Origin of the sequence: Streptomyces sp. HUAS ZL42 (assembly GCF_040782645.1) — a bacterium.
Lineage (GTDB): Bacteria > Actinomycetota > Actinomycetes > Streptomycetales > Streptomycetaceae > Streptomyces.
In genome coordinates this window covers 4,581,944-4,604,165 of the sequence record NZ_CP160403.1, presented here as the reverse complement: position 1 = coordinate 4,604,165, position 22,222 = coordinate 4,581,944, and the positions used below count along the sequence as shown (strand labels likewise).

General features: G+C 71.3%; 20 protein-coding genes and 2 pseudogenes. 9 read left to right on the top strand and 13 right to left on the bottom strand.

All coding sequences use genetic code 11. From position 1 onward, the window contains the following. The first annotated feature begins 15 nt into the window (after positions 1–15). On the top strand, positions 16–513 hold the full coding sequence (locus tag ABZO29_RS21065; RefSeq protein WP_367321747.1) for a GbsR/MarR family transcriptional regulator: 498 nt from the start codon (positions 16–18) through the stop codon (positions 511–513). A 69-nt stretch (positions 514–582) separates the two neighbouring features. On the opposite strand, the gene ABZO29_RS21060 is transcribed toward ABZO29_RS21065, so the two are convergent. Next, positions 583–825: a hypothetical protein gene (locus tag ABZO29_RS21060; RefSeq protein WP_367321746.1), complete on the bottom strand. Its 243-nt coding sequence runs from the start codon at positions 823–825 to the stop codon at positions 583–585. A 16-nt stretch (positions 826–841) separates the two neighbouring features. Beyond that, on the bottom strand, positions 842–1,690 hold the full coding sequence (locus tag ABZO29_RS21055) for a diacylglycerol kinase (RefSeq protein WP_367321745.1): 849 nt from the start codon (positions 1,688–1,690) through the stop codon (positions 842–844). 196 nt (positions 1,691–1,886) lie between these two features. On the opposite strand from ABZO29_RS21055, the gene ABZO29_RS21050 reads away from it, so the two are divergent. Further along, positions 1,887–3,170 carry an adenylosuccinate synthase gene (locus tag ABZO29_RS21050; RefSeq protein ID WP_367321744.1) on the top strand — a complete coding sequence of 428 codons (1,284 nt, stop codon included), beginning with the start codon at positions 1,887–1,889 and terminating at the stop codon, positions 3,168–3,170. A gap of 97 nt (positions 3,171–3,267) precedes the next feature. Here the strand turns inward: ABZO29_RS21050 and ABZO29_RS21045 are convergent. The 3 genes and pseudogenes from ABZO29_RS21045 to ABZO29_RS21035 form a co-directional block, all read right to left on the bottom strand. Continuing rightward, positions 3,268–3,402 (bottom strand): annotated as a pseudogene (locus ABZO29_RS21045) (RICIN domain-containing protein); the annotation flags it as partial. Between the two features lie 117 nt (positions 3,403–3,519). Further along, entirely contained in the window at positions 3,520–4,332 is an 813-nt protein-coding gene (locus ABZO29_RS21040) for a hypothetical protein (protein WP_367321743.1), read from the bottom strand. A 204-nt stretch (positions 4,333–4,536) separates the two neighbouring features. Further along, entirely contained in the window at positions 4,537–5,274 is a 738-nt protein-coding gene (locus tag ABZO29_RS21035) for a hypothetical protein (RefSeq protein WP_367321742.1), read from the bottom strand. Positions 5,275–5,353: 79 nt separating this feature from the next. On the opposite strand from ABZO29_RS21035, the gene ABZO29_RS21030 reads away from it, so the two are divergent. Next, positions 5,354–6,253 carry a LysR substrate-binding domain-containing protein gene (locus tag ABZO29_RS21030; RefSeq protein ID WP_367321741.1) on the top strand — a complete coding sequence of 300 codons (900 nt, stop codon included), beginning with the start codon at positions 5,354–5,356 and terminating at the stop codon, positions 6,251–6,253. Positions 6,254–6,302: 49 nt separating this feature from the next. On the opposite strand, the gene ABZO29_RS21025 is transcribed toward ABZO29_RS21030, so the two are convergent. Further along, positions 6,303–6,851, bottom strand: coding sequence for a DUF1062 domain-containing protein (locus ABZO29_RS21025; protein ID WP_367321740.1), 549 nt, complete (start codon positions 6,849–6,851; stop codon positions 6,303–6,305). A gap of 270 nt (positions 6,852–7,121) precedes the next feature. Beyond that, positions 7,122–9,176 (bottom strand): fibronectin type III domain-containing protein, encoded by a 2,055-nt coding sequence (locus ABZO29_RS21020; protein WP_367321739.1) that lies wholly within the window; start codon positions 9,174–9,176, stop codon positions 7,122–7,124. 422 nt (positions 9,177–9,598) lie between these two features. Here ABZO29_RS21020 and ABZO29_RS21015 point away from each other — a divergent pair, with 422 nt between their 5' ends. Further along, positions 9,599–9,889, top strand: a complete 291-nt coding sequence (locus tag ABZO29_RS21015) for a hypothetical protein (RefSeq protein ID WP_367321738.1) — start codon at positions 9,599–9,601, stop codon at positions 9,887–9,889. A gap of 10 nt (positions 9,890–9,899) precedes the next feature. Here ABZO29_RS21015 and ABZO29_RS21010 read toward each other — a convergent pair whose 3' ends face one another. From ABZO29_RS21010 to ABZO29_RS20995, 4 genes are all read right to left on the bottom strand, one after another. After that, positions 9,900–10,550 (bottom strand): hypothetical protein, encoded by a 651-nt coding sequence (locus ABZO29_RS21010; protein ID WP_367321737.1) that lies wholly within the window; start codon positions 10,548–10,550, stop codon positions 9,900–9,902. A gap of 91 nt (positions 10,551–10,641) precedes the next feature. Further along, the gene (locus ABZO29_RS21005; protein ID WP_367321736.1) at positions 10,642–13,098 is read right to left on the bottom strand and encodes a dolichyl-phosphate beta-glucosyltransferase; all 2,457 of its coding nucleotides are present in this window, start codon (positions 13,096–13,098) and stop codon (positions 10,642–10,644) included. Further along, entirely contained in the window at positions 13,095–13,796 is a 702-nt protein-coding gene (locus tag ABZO29_RS21000; RefSeq protein WP_367321735.1) for a GntR family transcriptional regulator, read from the bottom strand. The genes ABZO29_RS21005 and ABZO29_RS21000 overlap by 4 nt, the downstream gene beginning before the upstream one ends. A gap of 198 nt (positions 13,797–13,994) precedes the next feature. After that, the gene (locus tag ABZO29_RS20995; RefSeq protein ID WP_367321734.1) at positions 13,995–15,350 is read right to left on the bottom strand and encodes an aspartate aminotransferase family protein; all 1,356 of its coding nucleotides are present in this window, start codon (positions 15,348–15,350) and stop codon (positions 13,995–13,997) included. Positions 15,351–15,519: 169 nt separating this feature from the next. Between ABZO29_RS20995 and ABZO29_RS20990 the strand changes: the two genes are divergently transcribed. Continuing rightward, positions 15,520–16,137, top strand: coding sequence for a type 1 glutamine amidotransferase family protein (locus tag ABZO29_RS20990; RefSeq protein WP_367321733.1), 618 nt, complete (start codon positions 15,520–15,522; stop codon positions 16,135–16,137). Beyond that, positions 16,134–16,613: a MarR family winged helix-turn-helix transcriptional regulator gene (locus ABZO29_RS20985; protein ID WP_367321732.1), complete on the top strand. Its 480-nt coding sequence runs from the start codon at positions 16,134–16,136 to the stop codon at positions 16,611–16,613. Before ABZO29_RS20990 ends, ABZO29_RS20985 begins: the two co-directional genes overlap by 4 nt. A 19-nt stretch (positions 16,614–16,632) precedes the next feature. On the opposite strand, the pseudogene ABZO29_RS20980 reads toward ABZO29_RS20985, so the two are convergent. Continuing rightward, positions 16,633–16,899: pseudogene (locus ABZO29_RS20980) on the bottom strand (hypothetical protein); the annotation flags it as partial. Between ABZO29_RS20980 and ABZO29_RS20975 the strand changes: the two are divergent. Together ABZO29_RS20975 and ABZO29_RS20970 are read left to right on the top strand one after the other, a co-directional pair. Beyond that, positions 16,898–18,829 carry a protein kinase gene (locus ABZO29_RS20975; RefSeq protein WP_367321731.1) on the top strand — a complete coding sequence of 644 codons (1,932 nt, stop codon included), beginning with the start codon at positions 16,898–16,900 and terminating at the stop codon, positions 18,827–18,829. The pseudogene ABZO29_RS20980 and the gene ABZO29_RS20975 overlap by 2 nt on opposite strands. Before the next feature lie 127 nt (positions 18,830–18,956). Then, the gene (locus ABZO29_RS20970; RefSeq protein ID WP_367321730.1) at positions 18,957–20,489 is read left to right on the top strand and encodes a substrate-binding domain-containing protein; all 1,533 of its coding nucleotides are present in this window, start codon (positions 18,957–18,959) and stop codon (positions 20,487–20,489) included. 316 nt (positions 20,490–20,805) lie between these two features. Here ABZO29_RS20970 and ABZO29_RS20965 read toward each other — a convergent pair whose 3' ends face one another. Then, the gene (locus ABZO29_RS20965) at positions 20,806–21,558 is read right to left on the bottom strand and encodes an SLATT domain-containing protein (RefSeq protein ID WP_367321729.1); all 753 of its coding nucleotides are present in this window, start codon (positions 21,556–21,558) and stop codon (positions 20,806–20,808) included. Positions 21,559–21,867: 309 nt separating this feature from the next. Here ABZO29_RS20965 and ABZO29_RS20960 point away from each other — a divergent pair, with 309 nt between their 5' ends. After that, positions 21,868–22,212, top strand: coding sequence for a YbaB/EbfC family nucleoid-associated protein (locus ABZO29_RS20960; protein WP_367321728.1), 345 nt, complete (start codon positions 21,868–21,870; stop codon positions 22,210–22,212). The last annotated feature ends 10 nt before the right edge of the window (positions 22,213–22,222 follow it).

Genomic DNA, 22,222 nt, shown 5'->3' with positions numbered 1-22,222 from the left:
CGTTAGGATGAGCGCATGACGGAAGCAGCTCGTGACGGACGCGACACGGAGGCCGTGTCGAGGTTCGTCGAGTCCTTCGCGGCGCAGCTCGTCGAGGCCGGGATGCAGCGGATGCCCGCCCGGATCTTCGCCGCGCTCCTCTCCTCCGACGAGGGCGCGATGACCTCCGCCGAGCTGGGCGAACAGCTGCAGATCAGCCCCGCCGCCGTCTCCGGCGGGGTGCGCTACCTGGCCCAGCAGCACATGGTGTCCCGGGAGCGCGAGCCCGGTTCGCGGCGCGAGCGCTACCGGGTGCACAGCAACCAGTGGTACGAGGCCCTCACCAACCGCGAGGCCGTCCTCAAGCGCTGGGAGGCCGCCCTGCGCGAGGGCGTCACCAGTCTCGGCGCCCGGACCCCCGCGGGACGCCGCATGGCCGAGACGCTCGCCTTCTTCGAGTTCGTCGACGGCGAGATCGCGGCCATGATGGAGCGTTGGCGGATCCACCGGGAGAAGACCTTCGGTCCCGGCTGACCGCGTCCACCGACTCCCGGACGGCTACCGCTCCTTGGTTTCCTCCAGCACCGTCGGCCCCAGCAGCGCCTACCGCTCCGGCACGCGCCGCTTGAGGTACTGCGCGTAGCCGATGCCGGCCACCGCGAGCATCGCTGCACCGCCGACGATCGGTGCGGTGAAGGTCTTGAACCGGTACCGGCGAAGAAGAGCCCGAGGCCGGCACTGGTCCCTCTGACGTAGCGCACCCGGCACGGGTGCGGGCGCCACCAGGGGCTGCGCCCCTGGACCTCCGGCCGCCGGCGCCCGCAGCAGCGCGGCACCTGCAAGCACCGCTCACCCACACCGCTCAGGAAGACACCGGCACCGTCAGACCCCACGCCCCCTCCCACACCGTCCACGTCCGCCTGCGCACCGGGCCCGCCACCGCCGCGTCCGCCCGGTACCTGAAGTCCGCCCCGGCCACAGTCACCGTCTTCCCGGCAGCCAGCAACGGCGACGCCTCCGCTCCCACCGACGCCGGTCGCACCTCCACCTCGGCCACGCCCGAGTCGCCCGGCGTCACCGACACCCCCTCCACCGGCTGGTCGAGATCCACCAGCGTCACCCCGTCGACCTCCACCCGCAGCCGCGAGGGCCCGGCCCCCGGAACCGAGGGCACCCGAGGAGGCCGCGACGGCACCAGGGTCCGTACGAGGGACTGACAGGTCCGCAGCCAAGGGCGCCCCGTACCGGAGTCCGCCGTCGCCGCCTCCGCCACGCCCACCGGAGGTATCCGCAGCGCCCCCAGCACCACCCCGTCGCTGTCGTCCACCAGCAGATCCAGCCGCCGTTCGACCCCGTCCAGCACCGCCCGCGCGGCCGCCACCGGCCCCGTCGGCAGCCCCAGGGCCGCGGCCAGGGACAGCGCACCCCCCACCGGCACCGCCGACAGCATGCATCCGGCCAGCTCCCGCTGCCGGTGCAGCAGGGACACCGCACGTATCAGCGCCCGGTCGTCGCCGACGACCACGGGCCGCCGAGACCCTCGTCGCGCCAGTGCGCGGGCGAATTCCTCGGGGCCGTCCGGCAGACAGACCTTCGTGGTCGCACCCGCGCTGAGCACGTCTTTCACGATTCGTACGGACTCTCCGTCCGTCTGCCGGGCGACCGGATCGATGATCACCAACAGCTGATCGGAAGCCGTGAAAGTCGCCACCTCGGTCCTGCCTCGCTTCCTCGGGTAGCATCTTTGTGCAAGAGCCCCTTGCGCTATTGCGCCAGGGGCTTCGTCTATTCCGGGGCATCCGGTCCGACGGGTTGCGGCCAACGAAGGTCGCCGGTGTACGAGGCACGAGCCGTGCCACGTACGCCCCTGACCTTGGACATGCCCCGCCCGGAAGGGGTGTACGCGCGTGCCCGCACTTGTGCTGCTCGGTGCTCAGTGGGGTGACGAAGGCAAGGGAAAGGCGACCGATCTACTCGGTGGCTCGGTGGACTATGTAGTGCGATACCAGGGCGGCAACAACGCCGGCCACACGGTGGTCGTGGGCGACCAGAAGTATGCACTGCACCTCCTCCCTTCCGGAATCCTGTCCCCGGGGTGCATCCCGGTCATCGGCAACGGCGTCGTCGTCGACCCGTCGGTCCTGCTCTCCGAGCTGAGTGGGCTGAACGAGCGAGGCGTCGACACGTCCAAGCTCCTGATCAGCGGAAACGCCCACATCATCACGCCGTACAACGTCACCGTCGACAAGGTGACGGAACGCTTCCTCGGGAAGCGCAAGATCGGCACGACCGGGCGGGGCATCGGACCGACCTACGCCGACAAGATCAACCGCGTCGGTATCCGGGTCCAGGACCTGTACGACGAGTCGATCCTCACGCAGAAGGTCGAGGCGGCCCTCGACGTCAAGAACCAGATCCTCACCAAGCTCTACAACCGGCGCGCGATCGCCGTCGACCAGGTAGTCGAGGAGCTGCTGACCTACGCCGACAAGCTCGCGCCGTACGTCGCCGACACGGTTCTCGTGCTCAACCAGGCGCTCGAGGACGGCAAGGTGGTCCTGTTCGAGGGCGGCCAGGGCACGCTGCTCGACATCGACCACGGAACGTACCCCTTCGTCACCTCCAGCAACCCCACCGCTGGCGGTGCCTGCACCGGCGCCGGCGTCGGCCCGACGAAGATCAGCCGGGTCATCGGCATCCTGAAGGCGTACACGACCCGCGTCGGCTCGGGCCCGTTCCCCACCGAGCTGTTCGACAAGGACGGCGAGGCCCTGCGCCGCATCGGCGGCGAGCGGGGTGTCACCACCGGCCGTGACCGCCGCTGCGGCTGGTTCGACGCGGTGATCGCGCGGTACGCGACGAGGGTCAACGGTCTGACGGACTTCTTCCTGACGAAGCTCGACGTCCTCACCGGCTGGGAGCAGATCCCGGTCTGCGTGGCGTACGAGATCGACGGCAGGCGCGTCGAGGAGCTCCCGTACTCCCAGACGGACTTCCACCACGCGAAGCCGGTCTACGAGTACCTGCCGGGCTGGAACGAGGACATCTCGAAGGCCAAGACGTTCTCCGACCTCCCCAAGAACGCCCAGGACTACGTCAAGGCGCTCGAGGAGATGTCCGGCGCCCCGATCTCCGCGATCGGCGTGGGACCGGGCCGCGACGAGACGATCGAGATCAACTCGTTCCTTTAGTCATGGATAGTCGCGATGAGTAGCGGATAGTCACGGATCCGCCTCAGGACATGCCTGTGCCCCTGGCCACCGACATCGGCCAGGGGCACAGGTGCCTCTACGCGGACCAGCGCGCCGTCAGCCTCCACAGATGGTCCGCGGTGCCGTTGTCCGACCACTGCAGGACCTGGGCGCCCGACGACGTGCTCATGCCGTTGACGCCCAGCAGCAGGCCGCTGTTGTAGTTGGCGATCAGTCCTTCACCGCGCCCGCGGTCACACCCGCGGCCACGTAGCGCTGTGCGAGGACCAGCACACGGTGCCGTGCCGGCTGGTGGTGCGGGAGTCCACCTGAGCCGACGGGGCGCCGGTCAGGGTCGGCGGCGGAGCGTCAGCGCGTCGGGCTCGGCGTCGGAGTGCCGGCTGAGGGTGGCGGTGTCGCCGCTGCCCTCGATGTCGTAGAGGTACGCGTGGTTCGCGGAGGCGCACGCCGCGTCCGACTCCTCCTTGATGACGTGCGCTCCGGTCGTGGCGATCGTCCGGCGACCGACGTCCAGGAGCGCGGCCTCCCACTCGCAGTGCCGCCCGTCCCGCTCGTCGACGCCGTGGACGGCGAGCGAGCCCGCCGCACCACGGCGGACGGTCACCTGCAGGCTGCCCCGGGAGGCGTACCACTCACCCAGGAAGGCGTCGGGGACCTGGACCGACGCGGGCAGGGCGCGATCGACCTCGACAGAGGTCAGGGCCGCCGGCTCCCACATGATTCCGCCGTGGGGATCCGACACCAGCTTCATGGTGGCGGGGAGCCCGCAGGCGTACGACCCGGAGGTGGCCCCCGGCCCGATCCGGCGCATGTCGAACCCGCCGAGCACCAGCGTGTCCTCGGACCGGGACTTCACCGTCGCGCGGCCCGAACAGACCGTGTCGCGGGTGGCCGAGAGGACCGTGGCGCCCTTCTCGCCCGCACGGGCGCCGGGGAGGACGTCCAGCCGGATGCTCACCAGAGGGCTGTCCTCGTCCAGACCCGCCTTCCAGGCACCGGCGAAGGCCGCGGAGCCCGCAACCTCGTCGGTTCCGATTCCCATGACGTCCTCCAGGAAACGGGGCCCGACGGTCAGCGACAGAACGGCGAACGCGGGTACGACGGCGGCGGCCGCCCACCGTCCGATCCGGGAGCTGCGCATGACCAGCGATCATGCCACAGCCGCGCAACACGCGGACGACGGTGCTCCGTTGACCGGCTCTTTCCGATCCATGGCCCGGAGGAACGACTGATCCCGCCACGGGAAGCAACAGCGCCGAACCCGGACGCACCGGTGGCCGGTGCACGACGGACGGCGGTGTTCCGAGGCTGTCTGCCGGTTCCTGTTGGCGTTCTCGACGTCTCGTCACGGGGTCGGGGAGCCGGTCAACGCCTTGACGAGATGGGCGAATTCGGTGCGTTGCCGATCGGTCAGTGTGGCGTAGAGCGGCGCCTGCAACTCGTCGGTGAGTTGCTCGGCCCGGTGCCATCGGGGGATCAGGGTCGCTGCGACGGGTTGCGGCTCCGGCCAGCCATAGCGGGTTGCCTGCTCGACGCCGAGGTTGATGACCATGGCGTCCCGGGCGCTCAGCCCGCACAGGCGCACCGCAGCCAGATGGCAGGCGCCGCGGTGTTCCCGCAGGACGTGGATGCGCTGCATGGCCGCACCGACCGGGTCGTCGGCAGGGCTGGGCTGCGCGCGCCAGCCGGCGAAGAGGGGCAGTGCCTCGGCGTCGGCGGCGTCGATCAGCTGCTGTGCCAAGCGGTTGAAGTGCTCGACGTCGACGTCGGCGGGGATGTTGGCCCGACCCCACTTCCGGACAGCCTGCGCATAGCAGGCGGCGGCTTCCTCCGCCGGCATCACGGGTCGTCCCGCCAGCCAGCCCGTGGTGACCAGGTGGGGGCCGAGGAAGCCCTGTACAGCTTGGACCACCGGGACCGATGCCTCGCCGAGCACCCCGAACCGGCCGCGGCAGTAGAAGCCGCGCCCAGGCGGAAACCCGGCACGCACGCCCACGGCGGCGGTCGCCTCGTCGGACATGAACTCGTCACCGAAATCGTGGATGGGCCGGGCAACAGCGGTGACGCAGTCGAAGATCTCCATGCGCCGAAGATCGCCCACCATGACTCAACAGGTCAAGGGGATGATTTCTCATGGTACCCATTAGGTAAACTATCGAGTCATGCTGGATGTCCGCCGACTGCACATGCTCAAGACCGTTGCCGCCCGCGGCTCCATCGCCGCGGCCGCCCAGTCACTGGCCCTTTCCGCGGGTGCCGTGTCCCAGCAGTTGTCCGCGCTGCGGCGTGACGTGGGAGTCGATCTGCTGCGCCCCGACGGGCGAACCGTGGCACTGACTGAGGCGGGCCGGGTGCTCCTCGAACACACCGACCGGATCCTCGCCGCCGTGCAGGAGGCCGAGAGCGCCGTCGCGGCGGTCAAGGGCACCGTCGGTGCCACCGCCACGCTCGCCGCTTTGCCGTCGACCGTCGCCCGGATCGTCGCCCCCGCACTGACCGCACTGGGCTCAGCCCACCCGCAGCTCACCGTGACCTGCCTGGTCACCGACCAGGCGCAACTGCGGGAACTCGCCCTCGGTACCGTCGATGTGGTGCTGGGGCAGCGGTATCACCACCTGCCCGATGCCACACCCAGCGGCATCGAGCTCTCCCCACTGCTCGACGATCCGCTGCTCGTCGTCACCGCTGCGGACCGATCCGACGGGCGGTCCGTCACTCTGCGGGAACTCGCAACGCACAGCCTCGCCGTGCCGCCGCCGACCACGGAGTGCGGGCAGGCCATCCTGCAGGCCTGCCACCAGGCCGGCTTCACACCCACGGCGCGCTACATCACGGCCGACATCGTCGCCCAGCTCACCCTCGCACGGGCCGGCCTCGCCACCGCGCTCGTCCCCCGGACCGCAATCGACCCGGCCACGCCCGGAATCCGCACGGCGCCCATCGAGGATCGCCCGATCCTGCGCCTGCTGTTCGCCGCGACGCGTCACACCGAGACCGCGAACCCGACGACCACGGCCGTCATCGCAGCGCTGCGCACGGCCGCGCGGCAGGGCCGCCCCTAGGACCTGCCCGGCGGATCTCGCCGGACAGGCCCCTGGTTCCGAGGAGGGGTCAGCGCTTGAGCGTGAAGGTGAAGTCGCCGGAGAGCTTGCCGCTCAGCCGGACTGCCGAAACGAGCTTCCCCTCCGTGATCAGTCTCTCGACCTCGGCCCGCGAAAGACCGCAGCCTTCGGCGACCAGCCGCACCGGCCGGACAGGGATCCGCGCCGCGAAGCGGACCGAGACGTCGATCACCTCACGGTCCGGGTGATCCGATCCGCCGGTGTCGAGACGCCAGGCGTCGTCCCAGTCGAGGGCGATGCGATTACGGCGCCGCACGACCGGATCCTGGAGCAACTCGGCGGCCAGACCAGGGTCGTTGTCATGCAGCCGGTCCAGCAGCTCGGGTCGTACGGAGCGCACGTTCATCCGCTCCAGGACCGTGAGCTTCGTGGTTGCCCCGCAAGCGGTGCAGAGCGCGAGGAGCCAGGCGTCGATGAGCTTGTGGTTGGCGTTGACGCGGAATTTGCCGTTGGCCCGGAAGCGCTCGGACGCGCAGGCGTGGCAACGGCGCAGAACAAGCGGCAGGCAGATGGGTACGACCACCCAGTTTTCGAGCACAGAAGTACACCGGTTTCAGTGAGAAGTCCGCAGCAAAAAGCAGCGCGGCGCACATGCGCGACGCGCGACAGATCAGCGCTTGGGAGGTCTCACAGGGTGTACAACGGCACGTCCTTGACCAGACGACTTGGTTCGGCAGCACGGTAATGGCGCACAGCGGCGCTGCTCCACCGGTTTTCGAGCACCTCACCGTCAGGTTCTGGCCGGCGGATCACGGACGAAGCCGGAACCAGAGCGCGGCGACGGTGAGGTGCCGTGGAAGACGAACTACTAGACGCGGTCCTGGAAGACGCAGCTCCACACGTGCGTCCCCGCGACGCTGCCGTCGGCGCGCACCGCCTCCAGCGTGTAGAAGTACGTGGCCCCCCGCGCGGCCGTGGTGTCCGTGTAGGCACGGGTCTCCGCCGGCAGCAGTCCGGCGTGCAGCGGCTCGTACGCCTTCGTGTCCGCGTTCCACCGGCTGACCCGGTAGCCCGCGACGGTGTCGCACTCGGCCGTATTGTCGCACCGCCAGCTGATGGACGGCCCGTCCTGGTCGGGTCCGCCGATCACGGTGCCGTAGCCCATGCTGCCGAGGTTCCAGTCCCGGGTGACCGTCACGGACGGCCGGACGTCCAGCTCGGTGGCCTCGACGACCGTGACCTTCGGGTCGCTCGGGGGCAGCACGTTGCCCCAGCGGTCCTTGGCAACGATCGCGTACACGTACGTCTCGCCGTCCGGCAGTTCGCCGCAGAGGACCGCGAGCGGGTCGCTCGTGCCCTCCCGGCAGGAGGCCACGGTGAGCCACTCGACCGTGCCGTCGGCCTGCCGGGTGCCGGTCCAGCCCACGTACCGCTCGACGTCGTCCTCGGGCGAGGCCGCCCAGCTCATCAGCACGCCGTCGGCGCGCGGGGTGGCCTTCACGCCGGTGACCGGGCCGGGCGCGACGCGGTCGCCGGTGCGCACGACCAGCGGGGCGGACAGCGCCGACTCGTTGCCGGCCGGGTCCACCGCCGCGACCGCATACGTCACGTACGTGCCCTCGGGCATGTCCAGGTCGTGGCAGACGCCGCCGGTGCTGGTCTCGTCGCTCTCCTCGGCGGCGCAGGTCACGCGGGTGAGCGCGGCCGGGTCGAGGGTCTTGCCGGGCGAGCGGTAGACGTGGTAGGTCCCGCCGTTGTCGAAGTCCTCGTAGAAGCCGTCGGGCTGCTTCCAGTACAGGTGGGTGTAGCCGACTTCGGCGATGGCTTCGAGGGAGGTCGGGGACTTCGGCGGTGTCCGGTCGACGCCGTCGCCGGTGACGGCGGCGTACGCCGACGGGTTGCCGAGCGCGTCGAGGGCGCGGACCCGGTAGTAGCGGGCGGTGTTCTCGGGTGCGCTGGTGCGGTACGACGTCGTGGTCGTCGTGCCCAGCAGCTCGAACGGGCCGGTGGCCGCGGAGGCGGCGTACACCTCGTACTTCGCGGCGTCGGCGGCCCCCTGCCAGGCCAGGGTGGCCCACCAGGCGTCGCTGACGACCGTGAGACCGGTCGGCGCCGCCGGGCCCGTGCGGTCCACGGTCGCAGCGGTGACGTCGAGGCTGCCGGCGGACTCGCGGCCCGCCTTGTCGACGGCGCGGACCTCGTACAGGAAGGTCTGGCCGGTGGCGGGCGTCGCGTCCACGAAGGACGGGGAGGTGAGCAGCGACGAGCCGCTGACCTTCGCCCACTGAGTGGTGCTCAGCCGGCGGTACACGCGGTAACCGGCGAGGTCCATCTCCTTGTTCGCGGCCCAGCGCAGGGTGGTCTTCGTGGTGTCCCCGTTGTACGCGGCGGTGAGGCCGGTCGGGGCGAGCGGCTTGACCGTGTCGACGGCGGCCTCGGTACGCGGGGCGTACGTGAACCCGGCGTAGGCGTAGCCGGTCCAGGCAACGTAGTCCACGCGGAGCGTGTGCTTGCCGGCCGGGATGCTCAGGTCGACGGTCTTGCGGGCGGTGGTGGAGACGTTCTTCCACAGGTCGATCTTCCGCACACCGTCGAGGTAGACGCGCATGCCGTCCTGCGTGGCGGCGGAGAGCCGGAAGGGACCGCCCGAGCCGAAGTCCCGGGTGAGGGACCAGCGGACGGAGAAGTTGTCCTTGGGCAGCGTGACGCCAGCCGGGTCGCCGTACCCGTAGTTCTCGGCGATGGCGGAGTCGCAGGCGGTCAGCTTCGGCGTGCCGCTGAAGGTGGAGTTGCCGAAGTACTGCGCCCTCCAGACGGGAGAGGTGCAGGTGACTGCCGCGGAGGCAGGGGCGGCGGTCATCAGGCCGACGGTGGCGGCGAGGGCGGCCGTCGCCGCCGTCGCGGTCAGCCGGGTACGAGTCATCACAGAGAGCGGGGCCCCTTCCGGACCAAAGGAAAACATGTGAAACAGGTGCCGCCCGTGTGACTCATGAGGCGGGGGAAGGGTTGCCCCGTCCCCTCACCTTTTCACGCGCGCTCAATTCGCACGGTGCGAAGCTGGCCGTGGACGGCGTCGTCGGCCCGAACACGATCAAGGCCCTGCAGAAGAAGGTGGGTTCGGGCGTCGACGGCCAGTGGGGTCCGGACACCACCCGTCCCACATCCAACGGGCCCTCAACGCGGGCAAGTTCTGAGCCGTACGCGGTGAACGAAGGGGAGGGTGCCCGTGGGTGCCCTCCCCGGCGTCGTTCCCCGGCGCCTGCCGCATGATCCGCAGGAGAAAAGTCCCAAACGGGCATATTCTGGAGCAGGTGTGTGTGCATCGTGAGAACAGGGGTGAGTGGGATGCGCGTGTTGCTCAAGGCGTCCTTCGACACGGACAAGACGAACGAGCTCATACGCAGCGGCAAGCTGCCCGAGCTGCTCCAGGGCGCGCTGGAGAAGATCAAGCCTGAGGCCGCCTACTTCACCACGGACCACGGCGAGCGTACGTGCTACATGGTCTTCGACATGGAGGACAGCGCCCAGATGCCGGTGATCGCCGAGCCGTTCTTCCTCGAAGGGGATGCCGAGCTGGACTTCACGCCGGTGATGAACTGGCAGGACCTGCAGAAGGGGCTGTCCCAGATCAGCTGATCGCGTGCCGTCAGCTGAAAATGATCATTGACCCCTGCGCCAGGCTCCGCGTCGCCGCCGCGTGCAGGCCAAGCCAGACGTGGCGTTCCCGGGCGAAGGGGCTGGGATCGTACGGCGCGGGGACGGCCGGCTCCTCCAACTCGGTGGGTGCGAGCGGCGGTTGGGGGGCCGCCGGGGGGTTGGCGGGGTCGATGCCGATCGACTGGGCCACGAACTCCAGCTCCCGCAGCAGGGCCTGCGACGAGCCCAGCGGGCCGCCGCCCGCGAGGAGTTCGTCGTTCGACAGCGGCTGCGGGAAGTCGACCGGGACGTACGCGCCCGCGTGGTCGTAGTGCCAGACCAGGTGCGACTGCTGGGCCGTCGTCTCGAACATCTCGAGGAGCTGCTCGTAGTCGCCGCCCAGCTCGTCCACCGGGGTCACCGGCAGGCCGCACACCTGCAGCAGGTAGGCGCGGCGCAGGAAGTGCAGGGCGTCGTAGTCGAAGCCGGCCACCGGGGCGACCTCGCCGGACAGGCCCGGCATGTACTGGTACACCGGCACCGGTGGCAGCCCGGCCTCGGCGAGCACCTTGTTGTACTGCGCGAGTTCCTCGGCGAACGGGTTGTCGGGGGTGTGGCACAACACATCGACGAGCGGTACCAGCCACAGGTCACAGGCCAAAAGAGGGCTCCTCGCATCGGCACATCAGTACATCAGCACGTAAGCGCGCACGGCGCGGTGGTCAGGGCAGCGTAGTCGGTGCGGCCCGGGCTCAGCTCCCCTCGTGCAGGTCCCATACCCACACCCCGCCCACCCACTTACCGGGCCGGCCCACCAGCTTTTCCACAGCCTCGCGCAGCGGGCCCTCGCGGGGCTGTGGGGCCAGCACCAGCACGCCCGCCTTCCAGAAGGCGAAGTCCGCTCTCGCCTGCTCCCGCGCGACCGCGTCGATCGGCGGGACCACGCCCGTGTAGCGGACGTCACTGAGGACACCGGCGGTGTAGCGCAGGGGGACACCGTAGACACCGGTGCGGTCGTCCTCGCTGTAGGGGCCGTTGAAGTAACCGCCCGGGAGCTTGAAGCCCAGGTGGGCGGCGGTCTGCCAGTGCAGGGCCCGCGCGTCGTCCGGATCGGGCAGCGGCACGGGTGCAAGGGTCTCGTCGCCGCGGACGTACGACTTCCAGGTCCCGTCCGCGATGAAGGCGGGCACCTCGGTGCGGTCCTCGGCCTTCAGCGGGGCGGGGACGAGGGGGAGCAGGGCCGCACAGACGGCGAGCAGGCCGGCGTGGCGCACGCTCGTCCGGCGCGTGCTCGCCAGCCGTTCGACCGCCAGCGCCACCAGCATGCCCAACGCCGGGGCGCAGACCATCGCCACCCGGCTCTCCATGACCGACTCGAAGAGGGGGCGGTGGGCGAGCAGCGCCCAGGGGCCGGGGACGTCGGTGTCCGTCAGCGGGATGCGGATCCTCGGACCCAGCGACAGCACCGCCGCGCCCGCCGCCGTGAACGCCAGCGCCCTGACCAGGGGCCGTTTCCACAGCCGTACGACGATCGCGAGGGCGAGCAGGGCGAGCGGCCAGCCGTAGAAGGCGTTCTGCTCGGTCGGGTTGAAGGAGAGGGCGTTCGCCCGTGCCGCGTCGCCCGCGATCAGGGAGCGTTCCGCGAAGGAGAACAGGGCGAGGGGGCTGTTCGCCGCCCAGTCGCCGTGCCGGATCGCGTCGTAGCTCTGCGGGCCCGCGAACTGCCAGGCCAGCGGGTAGCAGATCAGTGGCAGACAGACGGCCGCGGCGATGAGCAGGCCCCGCAGCAGCGGCCGCCACGCCTGCCGGGCCAGGTCACGTCGTACGGCCCCGTAGGCGGCGGCGAAGAGCAGCATCCCCATGGCCGCCAGCAGCAGGGACTCCTCGCCCAGGGACACCTGGTACGCCGCCATCAGGCCCAGGATCACCGCGTCCCGCCCGACCCGGGTGCCCGAGCAGAGGCGCAGGGCGCGGTCGATGATCAGCGGGATCATGAACAGGACGACGAAGTTGGGGTGCGCGTTGGCGTGGCTGACCATCGGGGGCGCGAAGGCGGCGAGCGCCGCGCCCAGGAAGGCCGCCGGGCGGTGGCGTACGACCCGTTTCACCAGCAGCCAGTACCAGGCGGCCGCGGTGACGGCGAGGCCCAGCGTCATGCACAGGCTCAGGGCGACCGCGGGGCCGAACGCCAGGGTGACGGGGGTGAGCGGGACGGACAGGCCCAGCATGACCGTGTTGGCCATGAGGTTCACGCCGTCCGGGAAGCCCTGGAGGTCGCTGAAGAGGGGGTTGCGGAGGTGGGCGACGTTGTCGGCCGTCACCGCGAAGAACCACTCCCACTGGTCCTGGTCGCGGAGGGAGTCGGTGAGGTAGCGGTGGGCGGGGTCGAAGGCGCGGCCGGAGTAGAGGGCCAGGGACAGTAACAGGAACAGGGCGGCGGCGACGGCGTCCGCCGGGCGCAGGGCGCGGATCTTGAGGAGGGTCAGCTCGGCCAGGACCCGCGGGTAGTCCAGGGCCCGCAGCTTCGAGCCGGTCTGGTGGGACCAGTGCACGGGGACCTCTGCGACGGGCCGGCCGGTGCGGTGGAAGTGGTGCAGTACCTCCACGTCGATTCCGTAGCCGTTGAGGCGGGAGGCCGCGTAGGCCTCGCGGGCCCTGTCGCCGTCGTACAGCTTGAAGCCGCACTGGGTGTCGCGTATCCCGGGGACGACGGCCGCGCGTATGACCAGGTTGCCCGCACGGCCGAGCAGCTCCCGCACCCGGTGCTGGCGGTTGCCCAGCGTCGCGCCGGGCACGGCGCGGGAGCCGATCGCCGCCGCGTGGTCATGGGCGAGGGCTTTGTCCAGGTGCTCCAGCTCCTCGACCGGGGCCGCCAGGTCGGCGTCCGTGACGAGTAAGCGGCGGCCGCTCGTCGCGGCGACGGCCAGGCGCAGGGCATGGCCCTTGCCTCGGTTGCGGGGGCCGGTGACGAGCCGGAGGCGCGGGTCCCGGCGGGCCGTGACGATCTCGCGGGTGCCGTCCGTGGAACCGTCGTCGGCGACGACGACCTCCCAGGTGCCCCAGCGTTCCTCGTGGGCACCCAGGTACTTCGTGATGGCGTCGAGGGTGCGGCCGAGGCGCAGTTCCTCGTTGTAGGCGGGGATGACGACGGACAGCTCGACGGGCGGATCCAGTGGTTGACCGATGGATGGCTCGACGGCTGGTCTCATCCGGCGGCCAGCCGCTCGACGAGGGCCAGCGCATGCGCGTTGTACGCGTCGAGGATCGAGCGGGCGGTCGCGGTGTCGCGGCGCGACAGGGCGTCGACGAGTTCGGTGTGGCTGGACCACAGGTGGCCGCGGAGGTCGGTCAGCCGGCGCAGATGCTGCACCGCGCACACCCAGGACTGCACGCGCAGCCGGTGCAGGAAATCGGCGAGGTAGGGGTTGCCGAAGAACGCGCTGAGCTCGCGCCAGAAGCGCAGGTCGTAGCCGATGAGGACGGTCAGGTCACCGGCGGCGGCGGCGCGCTGCGCCTCCTCACCGCGCCGGCGCACGGCCGCGACGGCGGCGGCCGTGCGGGGCTCGTCCAGGCTGGAGAACCCCCTGCTGCCCTGCTCGAGGGCGAGGAACATCCCCTCGATGATCAGCGTGCGGGCCTCGATCATGCCGCGGTAGTCCTCGACGGAGTACTCCTGTACCCGGAAGCCGCGGTGCTGGTCGGCCTCGAGCAGCCCCTGCGCGGACAGGTCGACGAGCGCCTCGCGGACGGGGGTGGCGGACACGCCGTACTGCTCGGCTATCTCCTTCACCGTGAACTCCTGCCCCGGCTGCAGCCGCCCCGCCAGCACCTCGTCACGAAGCGCGTCGGCGATCTGCTGCCGCAGGGTGCTGCGAGTGACGGCGCCGTTGCCGGTGGAGCCGGGCATGGTCGGGAGTCTCCTCGTCGCGTCGCGTGCGGTGCGCTCCACGCCTGTGCGTGGCGCGCTCGTCTATACCTACGAGCACGCCACCTTACGCGTTCGATTTCATGAAGGCCCTACACGCGTAGCCACGGGCCTCTCGCCCGATACCGGTGGGTAGCTTTCGCAGGCGCCGGGTTGTGCGACCCGCCCCACCCCACCCGGCTACTGCGTGTACTCGTCCGCCACCGACAGCGCCGCGTCCAGCGCCGCCAGGCCCTCCTTCAGTTCGGACTCCGTCACGTTGCACGGGGGCACGACGTGGGTGCGGTTCATGTTGACGAAGGGCCAGATGCCGTGCCGCTTCGCCGCGGCGCCGAACGCGGCCATCGGCGCATTGGCCTCGCCCGCCGCGTTGTACGGCACCAGCGGTTCGCGGGTCTCGCGGTTCTTCACCAGGTCGAGCGCCCAGAACATGCCGACACCCCGCACATCACCCACGCTCGGGTGCCGCTCGGCGAGCGCCCGCAGCCCGGGCTCGACGACGGACGCCCCGAGGTCCGCCGCGTTCTCGACGATGCCCTCCTCGGCCATGACGTCGATCGTCGCGACGGCCGCCGCACACGCCAGCGGATGCCCCGAGTACGTCAGCCCGCCCGGGTACGCCCGCTTCCCGAACGTCTCCGCGATCTCCCCGGAGATCGCGACACCGCCGAGCGGCACGTACCCCGAGTTCACACCCTTGGCGAAGGTCATCAGGTCGGGCACGACGTCGAAGAGGTCCGCCGCGAACCACTCACCGGTCCGCCCGAACCCGGCCATCACCTCGTCCAGGACGAACACGATCCCGTACGTGTCGCACAGCTCCCGCACCCCGGCCAGATAGCCGGGCGGCGGGACCATGATCCCCGCCGTGCCCGGCACGGTCTCGAGGACGATCGCGGCGATCGTCCCCGGCCCCTCGAAGGCGATCGTCGTCTCCAGGTGCTCGAGCGCCCGCGCGCACTCCTGCTCCTCGGTCTCCGCGTAGAAACGGGAGCGGTACAGGAAGGGCGCCCAGAAGTGGACGACACCGGCGGAGGCGCTGTCGGAGGCCCAGCGGCGCGGGTCCCCCGTGATGTTCACGGCCTGCTGCGTACCGCCGTGGTAGGAGCGGTACGCCGACAGCACCTTCGCGCGGCCGGTGTGCAGCCGCGCCATGCGCACCGCGTGCTCCACGGCGTCCGCGCCGCCGTTGGTGAAGAAGATCTTGTCCAGGTCGCCCGGCGTCCGCTCGGCGATCAGCCGCGCGGCCTGAGACCGGGCCTCGACGGCGAAGGCGGGCGCGAAGGTGGTCAGCGTCGCCGCCTGCTCCTGGATCGCGGCGACGACCTTCGGGTGCTGGTAGCCGATGTTCGTGTAGACGAGCCCGCTGGTGAAGTCGAGGTAGCGCTTGCCTTCGTAGTCCCAGAAGTACGACCCTTCCGCGCCGGCGACGGCGAGCGGGTCGATGAGCTCCTGCGCGGACCAGGAATGGAACACATGAGCACGGTCCGCGGCCTTCACGACGGCGCCGGCCTGGGGATTGGGCTGAGGGGTCATGCGGCCGACCGTAGGTGTCCGCGACGCGGGGGCGATATCGGCGCCCTGTCTGCGGGTTGCGGGCTTTCCGCGACAGGTTGTCCATCGGCCGGTCTGTCCCATCCGGCATTGACAGCATGTTGTCTTCATGACAGGCTACTGTCATAATCCTTTCGGTCGAGGAGGAGTCATGAACAGCAGTCCCGCGCGCAAGCCCGTGCATCTCGCCGTCTACGACACCTACGCCGACTGGGAGACCGGCCACGCGACCGCCCACCTCGCCCGCGCCGGCCACGAGATCCGCACCGTCGGTCCGTCGACCGACCCCGTCCGCAGCATCGGCGGCCTGCGCGTCCAGCCCGACCTGGCCCTGGACGACGTACGGCCGCAGGACAGCTCCCTGCTGATCCTCCCGGGCGCGGACCGCTGGGACACGACGGATGACCTCGCCCCCTTCGCGCGCGCCGCCCGCTCCTTCCTGGACGCCGGGGTGCCGGTCGCGGCGATCTGCGGCGCCACCGCGGGGCTCGCCCGCGAGGGGCTGCTCGACGATCGGGACCACACCAGCGCGGTCTCCTTCTACCTCGCCGCCACGGGATACGCGGGCGGCGGGCGGTACGTCGACGCCGACGCCGTCACCGACGGAAACCTGATCACCGCCGGGCCCACCGAGCCCGTCGCCTTCGCCCGGGAGATCTTCCGGCTCCTCGGGGTGTACGAGGGTGAGGTGCTGGACGCCTGGTACCGGCTGTTCCACGACTCCGACCCCGAGGCGTACGCCGTGCTCGAGAAGGCGGCAGCGCAGTGAGCCGTGAACGCCAGGACCTGCTCAGCCGCAGCGCGCTGGGTGTCTTCCGGCTCAACGGCCGGTTCCTGGCGGTGGCGGAGGAACTGGCCGGGCCCGCAGGCCTCACCGCGGCCTGGTGGCAGGTGCTGGGGGCGGTGCTGGGTGAGCCCCTGTCCGTGGCGGGGATCGCCCGGGCCATGGGCATCACCCGGCAGAGCGTGCAGCGCATCGCCGACCTGCTGGTGGAGAAGGGGCTCGCCGAGTACCGGCCCAACCCCGCGCACCGCCGCGCCAAGCTGCTCGCGCCGACGGGGGAGGGGCGGGCCGCGATCGCCCGCATCGACCCGGGGCACGCCGCCTTCGCCGACCGGCTGGCGCAGGCGTACGGGGAGGCGGAGCTCGCCCAGGCGGTGGCCGTACTGGAACGGCTGTCCAAGGTGCTGGACGAGCTGGGACCGGGCGCGCCGCCTCCCTCCGCGCCCGGGGCCCGTCCGTGAACCCGGCGAAGGCCGGGCCCCGCCAGAGGGCGAGCGCCTCGGTGAGCAGAGCCACCGTCTCCGGACCCGGCGGCACGGACCCACCGGCCTGCCCGAGCAGCCGTTCGAACCGCCAGGCGTCGACCGCGTCCTCCGCGAGACGTATCGCGTAACCGGTGCCCTCCCGCACGATGGCACCGCTGCGGGTACCTGTTACGGAACCGTAGACAGCGCGCCGCTCGACTCCCGGAACGGCCGGATTATTCTCGGCTCGATCACATATGTGGGGGAAGGGCGGCGAGGCCATGGAGAAACTGGGCCCGGGGGATCCGCAGCGCATCGGCGGATACCGGCTGCTCGCGCGGCTGGGCGCCGGCGGGATGGGGCAGGTCTATCTCGCCCGCTCGGACCGGGGGCGGACCGTTGCCGTGAAACAGGTCCGGCGGGAGCTCGCGGCGCGGGAGGAGTTCCGCGCGCGGTTCCGGCAGGAGGTGCGCAACGCCCAGAAGGTCGGTGGATTCTGGACCGCGCCCGTCCTCGACGCCGACACCGAGGCCGACGTGCCCTGGGTCGCCACCGGCTATGTCGCCGGGCCGAGCCTCCAGCAGGTCGTCGGCCACGACCACGGCCCGCTGCCCGAGCGCTCGGTGCGGATACTCGCCGCCGGCCTCGCCCACGCCCTCACCAACATCCACGCGGCCGGGATCGTCCATCGCGACCTCAAGCCGTCCAACGTGATGATCACCATCGAGGGGCCCCGTGTCATCGACTTCGGCATAGCGCGGGCCCTGGAGACCGTCGGGGACGCGGGGCTGACCAGCACCGGCGCGATGATCGGCTCGCCCGGGTTCATGGCTCCCGAGCAGGTGCGGGGCGAGCGGATCACGTCCGCGAGCGACGTCTTCTGTCTCGGCTCCGTGCTCGCGTACGCCGCCACCGGCACCCTCCCCTTCGGCAGCACCGAGAGCGGGGTGCACGTCCTGATGTTCCGCATCGCCGAGGAGGAACCCGACCTGCGGGGCGTGCCCGAGGGCATCGCCGACCTCGTACGCGACTGCCTGCGCAAGGACCCGGCCACCCGGCCCTCCCTCGCCCGGATCCTGGAGCGGACGGGCGCGGAGGACACCGTCTCCGGGGGACGCTCACGGGACCCCTGGCTGCCGAGCGCGCTCGTTGCCCAACTGGGGCGGCACGCGGTGCGGTTGCTGGACACGGAGGATCCGCAAGGGGCGGACGGGCCACAGGCCGGCCCTGCTCCCGAGGCCGCCCCGGAGCACGCTCCCGTGGCCGACGGCGCCTCCGTTCCCGGCCGGGCGGCCGCCGCTCCGCCGCCGGCGGTGAACCACCTGCCGACGGTGGTCGCGGGGCCGGGCGGGACCCAGGCCGCGCCGCCGCCCGGTGCACCCCCGGGGCGTGCGCACGCTCCGGCCTCCGCCCCCGGGCACCCCGCGTACGGCTACCCGCAGCAGCACCCCCAGCCTTCGGCCCACGGCTACCCGCAACAGCAGCCCGGCGCCTGGCACGTGCCATCCGGGACACCGCCGTCGTACAACCCGTACGGCGACGGTCCCGGCTCCGCCCCGCCGCCCCCGCCGGCCGGTGCGACCGCGCCGTACGGCCCCTATGGCCCCGCAGGGCCCGACGACCCCGAGGAACCGCAGCGCAGAAGCGGCCGCTCCACGGTGCTCCTGGTCGCCGTCGCGCTGATCGTCGCGCTGGGCGCCGGCGGCTCGGTCTACGCGCTGATGAACGGTGACGGCAGCACCCAGGCGGGCCCCACCGCCTCCCCGACCGTCACCACCGGGCCGCCCACGACGCCCGGCCCCACCGCCCCCGAGCCGTCCCCGACGACCTCGCAACCCGGCTCGTCCGCCCCGGCGGACGGCGCGGTCCCGGCCTCCTACCTCGGTACCTGGACCACGACGATCGACAACGCCACCGGCCGCAACACCCGCGAACTCACCCTCACCCAGGGCGAGGTGGGCGACACGGTCCTGACCCTCGTGGCGGACGGGCCCACGGACAACGGCACATACCACTGCGAGTTCGCGGCCGAGCTCGCCGAACAGCCCGGCACCGGCGGCCCGTTGGAGATCGGCCCCTCCAAGGTCACGACCGGCGAGCCGCTCTCCTCCTGCAGCCCGGGGGCCGCCACCGAGATCACCCTGCTGTCCGACGGCAGGCTGCGGCGCGTGAACACGGACACGGGGGAGAAGCTGACTTACACGAAGGAGTGATGAAGTGCCCTGGTCCACCGGCTAGTTGAACGTACGGCGAATTCCGGCCGACCAGTCCGGAATGTCCGCCCGGGCAGACGTACGGTGACCCCACGATCCGGCTCCGGGGAGTGGCGGGGGCACCCACGTGGAGTGGCTGAGCGCTGAGAACGTGGTGGCCGTCGGGACGGCGGTCATCGGCATCGTCGCGTCCGGCGTGATGGTCTGGTACGAGCGCCGGGTGCCGCGCCGCAAACGTGTCGGCTACCGCGTCCAGATGGACAACCCGATCGGCGACGACGTGCGGCTGGGCCGGGCCAACGTCCGGCTCGGGATCTTCGACGAGGCGCCCGGCATGTCCGACGCGACCCTCGTCCTGCTGCGCGTCGAGAACGACGGCTCGCAGGGCATCGCACGCGACGACTACACAGGCCCCGAACTCCACGGCCTGACCGTGGTGTTCTCCGACCGGACCATTCGCGGCGTCTCGGTCACTCAGCCGTCCGACACCGACCACCTCATGGACCACTTCACCGCGGCGAGGGGCTTCGGCTACGACGGCAACACGCTGCGCATCCCGCGCGTGCCGCTCAACCGCGCGGACCACTTCAAGCTGCTCGTACTGCTGTCGGGCGGTGACGTCGGCAGCGAGATACGGCTGCGGGGCGGCATCCGCGACGGCGAGGTGCACCCCAACCGCAGTGCGACCCCGGACGACACCCCGCCCCTCTTCAGCCGGGCCGCGCGCCTGATCAGCATCATGCTGACGGCCAGCGTGGTCACGCTCGCCGCGATCGTCGTCACCGGCGACGACACCCGCCCGCCCATCGGCTGCGCGCGGGGCACGCTGACGATCACCGGTTCGACGGCCTTCGCGCCGGTCCTGCGGGAGGTGGCGGACAAGTACGAGGGGGACTGCGAGGGTTCGGCGATCACGGTGGATCCGCACGGTTCGACGGCGGGGGTGCGGGAGCTGGCGGCGATCGGGGCGCAGAACAAGAAGGGCTCGCCGCCGGTCGTCGCCCTGTCGGACGGCCCCAAGCCGAGCGGCCTGCCCCAGCTGCGGGAGAACCGGGTGGCGCTGTCGGTCTTCGCGCTGGTGGTGAACGACGACGTCAAGCTGCGGAACCTGTCGACGCAGGACGTACGGCGCCTGTATCGCGGCGAGATCAGGAACTGGCGTCAGCTGGGCGGCCCCGATCTGGCGGTGCACCTGGTCAGCCGGGACGCCAACTCGGGTACGCGGCAGGTGTTCCAGCGCCGGGTGCTGGGCCGGGGCGAAATCGCCAATTCCTCTGTCGACTGCGTGCACAAGGACGACCCGACGGCACCCGTCATCCGCTGTGAACTCGACTCCACGGACCAGGTGCTGTCGACGGTCGCCCAACTCCCCGGCGCGATCGGCTACAGCGAACTCAACGCCGCCGCCGGCTCCAAGGGCCTCCACCTCCTCCGCCTCGACGGCGACACCCCGTCCGTCGACGCCATCGAGCACGGCACGAACGACTACCCCTACCGCGAGATCGAGTACGCCTACACCTACGGCCAACCCCCGGCCGATTCACTGGCGTCGAGCTTCCTGACATACCTCTCCCGCGGAAACGGCCAGGACGTCGTCCGCACCCACGGCCACATCCCGTGCTGGACCCCAGAGGGCCTGAAACTCTGCGCACAGTCCTGACCCCAGCCGTCCCGTCAGTCTGCGGGCGTGAGTGCCGCAACGCCTGCGCGTAGTCGCGACCCCGGCCGTCCCGTCAGTCTGCGGCCATGCGTGCCGCAACGCCTGCGCGTAGTCGCGACCCCGGCCGTCCCGTCAGTCTGCGGCCACCCGTGCCGCAACGCCTGCGCGTAGTCGCGACCCCGGCCGTCCCGTCAGTCTGCGGGCATGCGTGCCGCCTGGGGCGGCACGGGTGGGCGCAGGCGGCACCCCGCAAGCGCCGGGCTGCGCGACCCACCCCCCAGCACCGACCCCGGATCACCAGCACACCGGGCCAACCTCACCGCGGCTCCGGCGGCCGCTGCCGAGGCATGTTCGGCCGCGCGGCAGCCCCCGGCGGCAGCGCGAGCCTCCCCTGCGAACCGACCGCGTCCTGCCTGGAAGGGGCAGCCACCGCCCCCTGAATCCCCATGGGCGCACCCCCGTTCCGAAACTCCACCATCCAGTCCGCGGTCTCCACCCGCACCAGCTCCGTCACATCCTCCGAGAACCGCCGCAACACCGCCAGACACCGCTCCACCGCCTCACTCGCCGTCCCCTCCGCAGGCCCCAGCACCTCCCGCACACTCTCCGAGGCCCAGTCGAACTGCAGCACCTGAAGCCGCCGCTGCACGGCCTGAGCAGTGGCGACATCCCTTATCCACCCGGACGTGACCCCGAAGAACCGATCCCCGGCCACGCACGCCACCGCCACCAGGACCGCGAGATACCCCCAGGGCGCACCGCCGCCCACGACCCCCGTGAGATCCAGCACCGGCAGTGCCGCCCCCACGACAGCCCCCGCCGCGGCACCGCCCCTCAGTGCCCGCGCCGCCCGCCGCTTCCACACCCGGTCCGCGAGATACCAGTCCGCGGTCTCCAGCGCGCCGCGCTCCACCCACCGGTACAGCTCGTGCAACCGATCCGCCGGCTCCCCCCAGTCGCCGAGCGGAAACGTCCGCCCGGTCAGATCGCCCGGCCGCAGCCCGGCCGCGCCCTCGCCCCGCCCGTCCTGAGGCGGACCCTCGGGCTGCATCTCCGGCTGCTGACCCACCCGGCACTCCCTACTGATCACAAGCCTGACAACGAGCTGACGGCGATCCGATGACGCGCTGACGGCGAACGATGACAGTGCGTGACCGAGTGGCGCGTGATGCTGATGCGCCGCACCCTTCCTACCGCCCAATGGGTGGCGAAGGCGTAGCTTTCATCGCTTTTCCGCCCGGAAGAGGGCCTTGATCAGGTATACGCCGCACGATCGACTCACTCGAAAGAGTGCTGGGGCGACGCCCGCGAGGACCACGTAGGCTCGTGCCAGGCGGGAAAAACCCGTCCCGACAGCCGTACGAAACAGGAGCCGATCGTGATTCCCGGTGGTGGCCAGCCCAACATGCAGCAGCTGCTCCAGCAGGCCCAGAAGATGCAGCAGGACCTGGCGCGGGCACAGGAGGAGCTGGCGAACACGGAGGTCGACGGCCAGGCCGGCGGCGGCCTGGTGAGGGCGACGGTGACGGGCGCGGGCGAGCTGCGCGCGCTCAGGATCGACCCGAAGGCGGTGGACCCGGAAGACACCGAGACCCTGGCGGATCTGATCGTGGCGGCGGTCCACGCGGCGAACGAGAACGCCCAGACACTGCAGCAGCAGAAGCTGGGCCCCCTCGCCCAGGGCCTGGGCGGCGGCAGCGGAATCCCCGGCCTGCCGTTCTAGACCGGTCTGC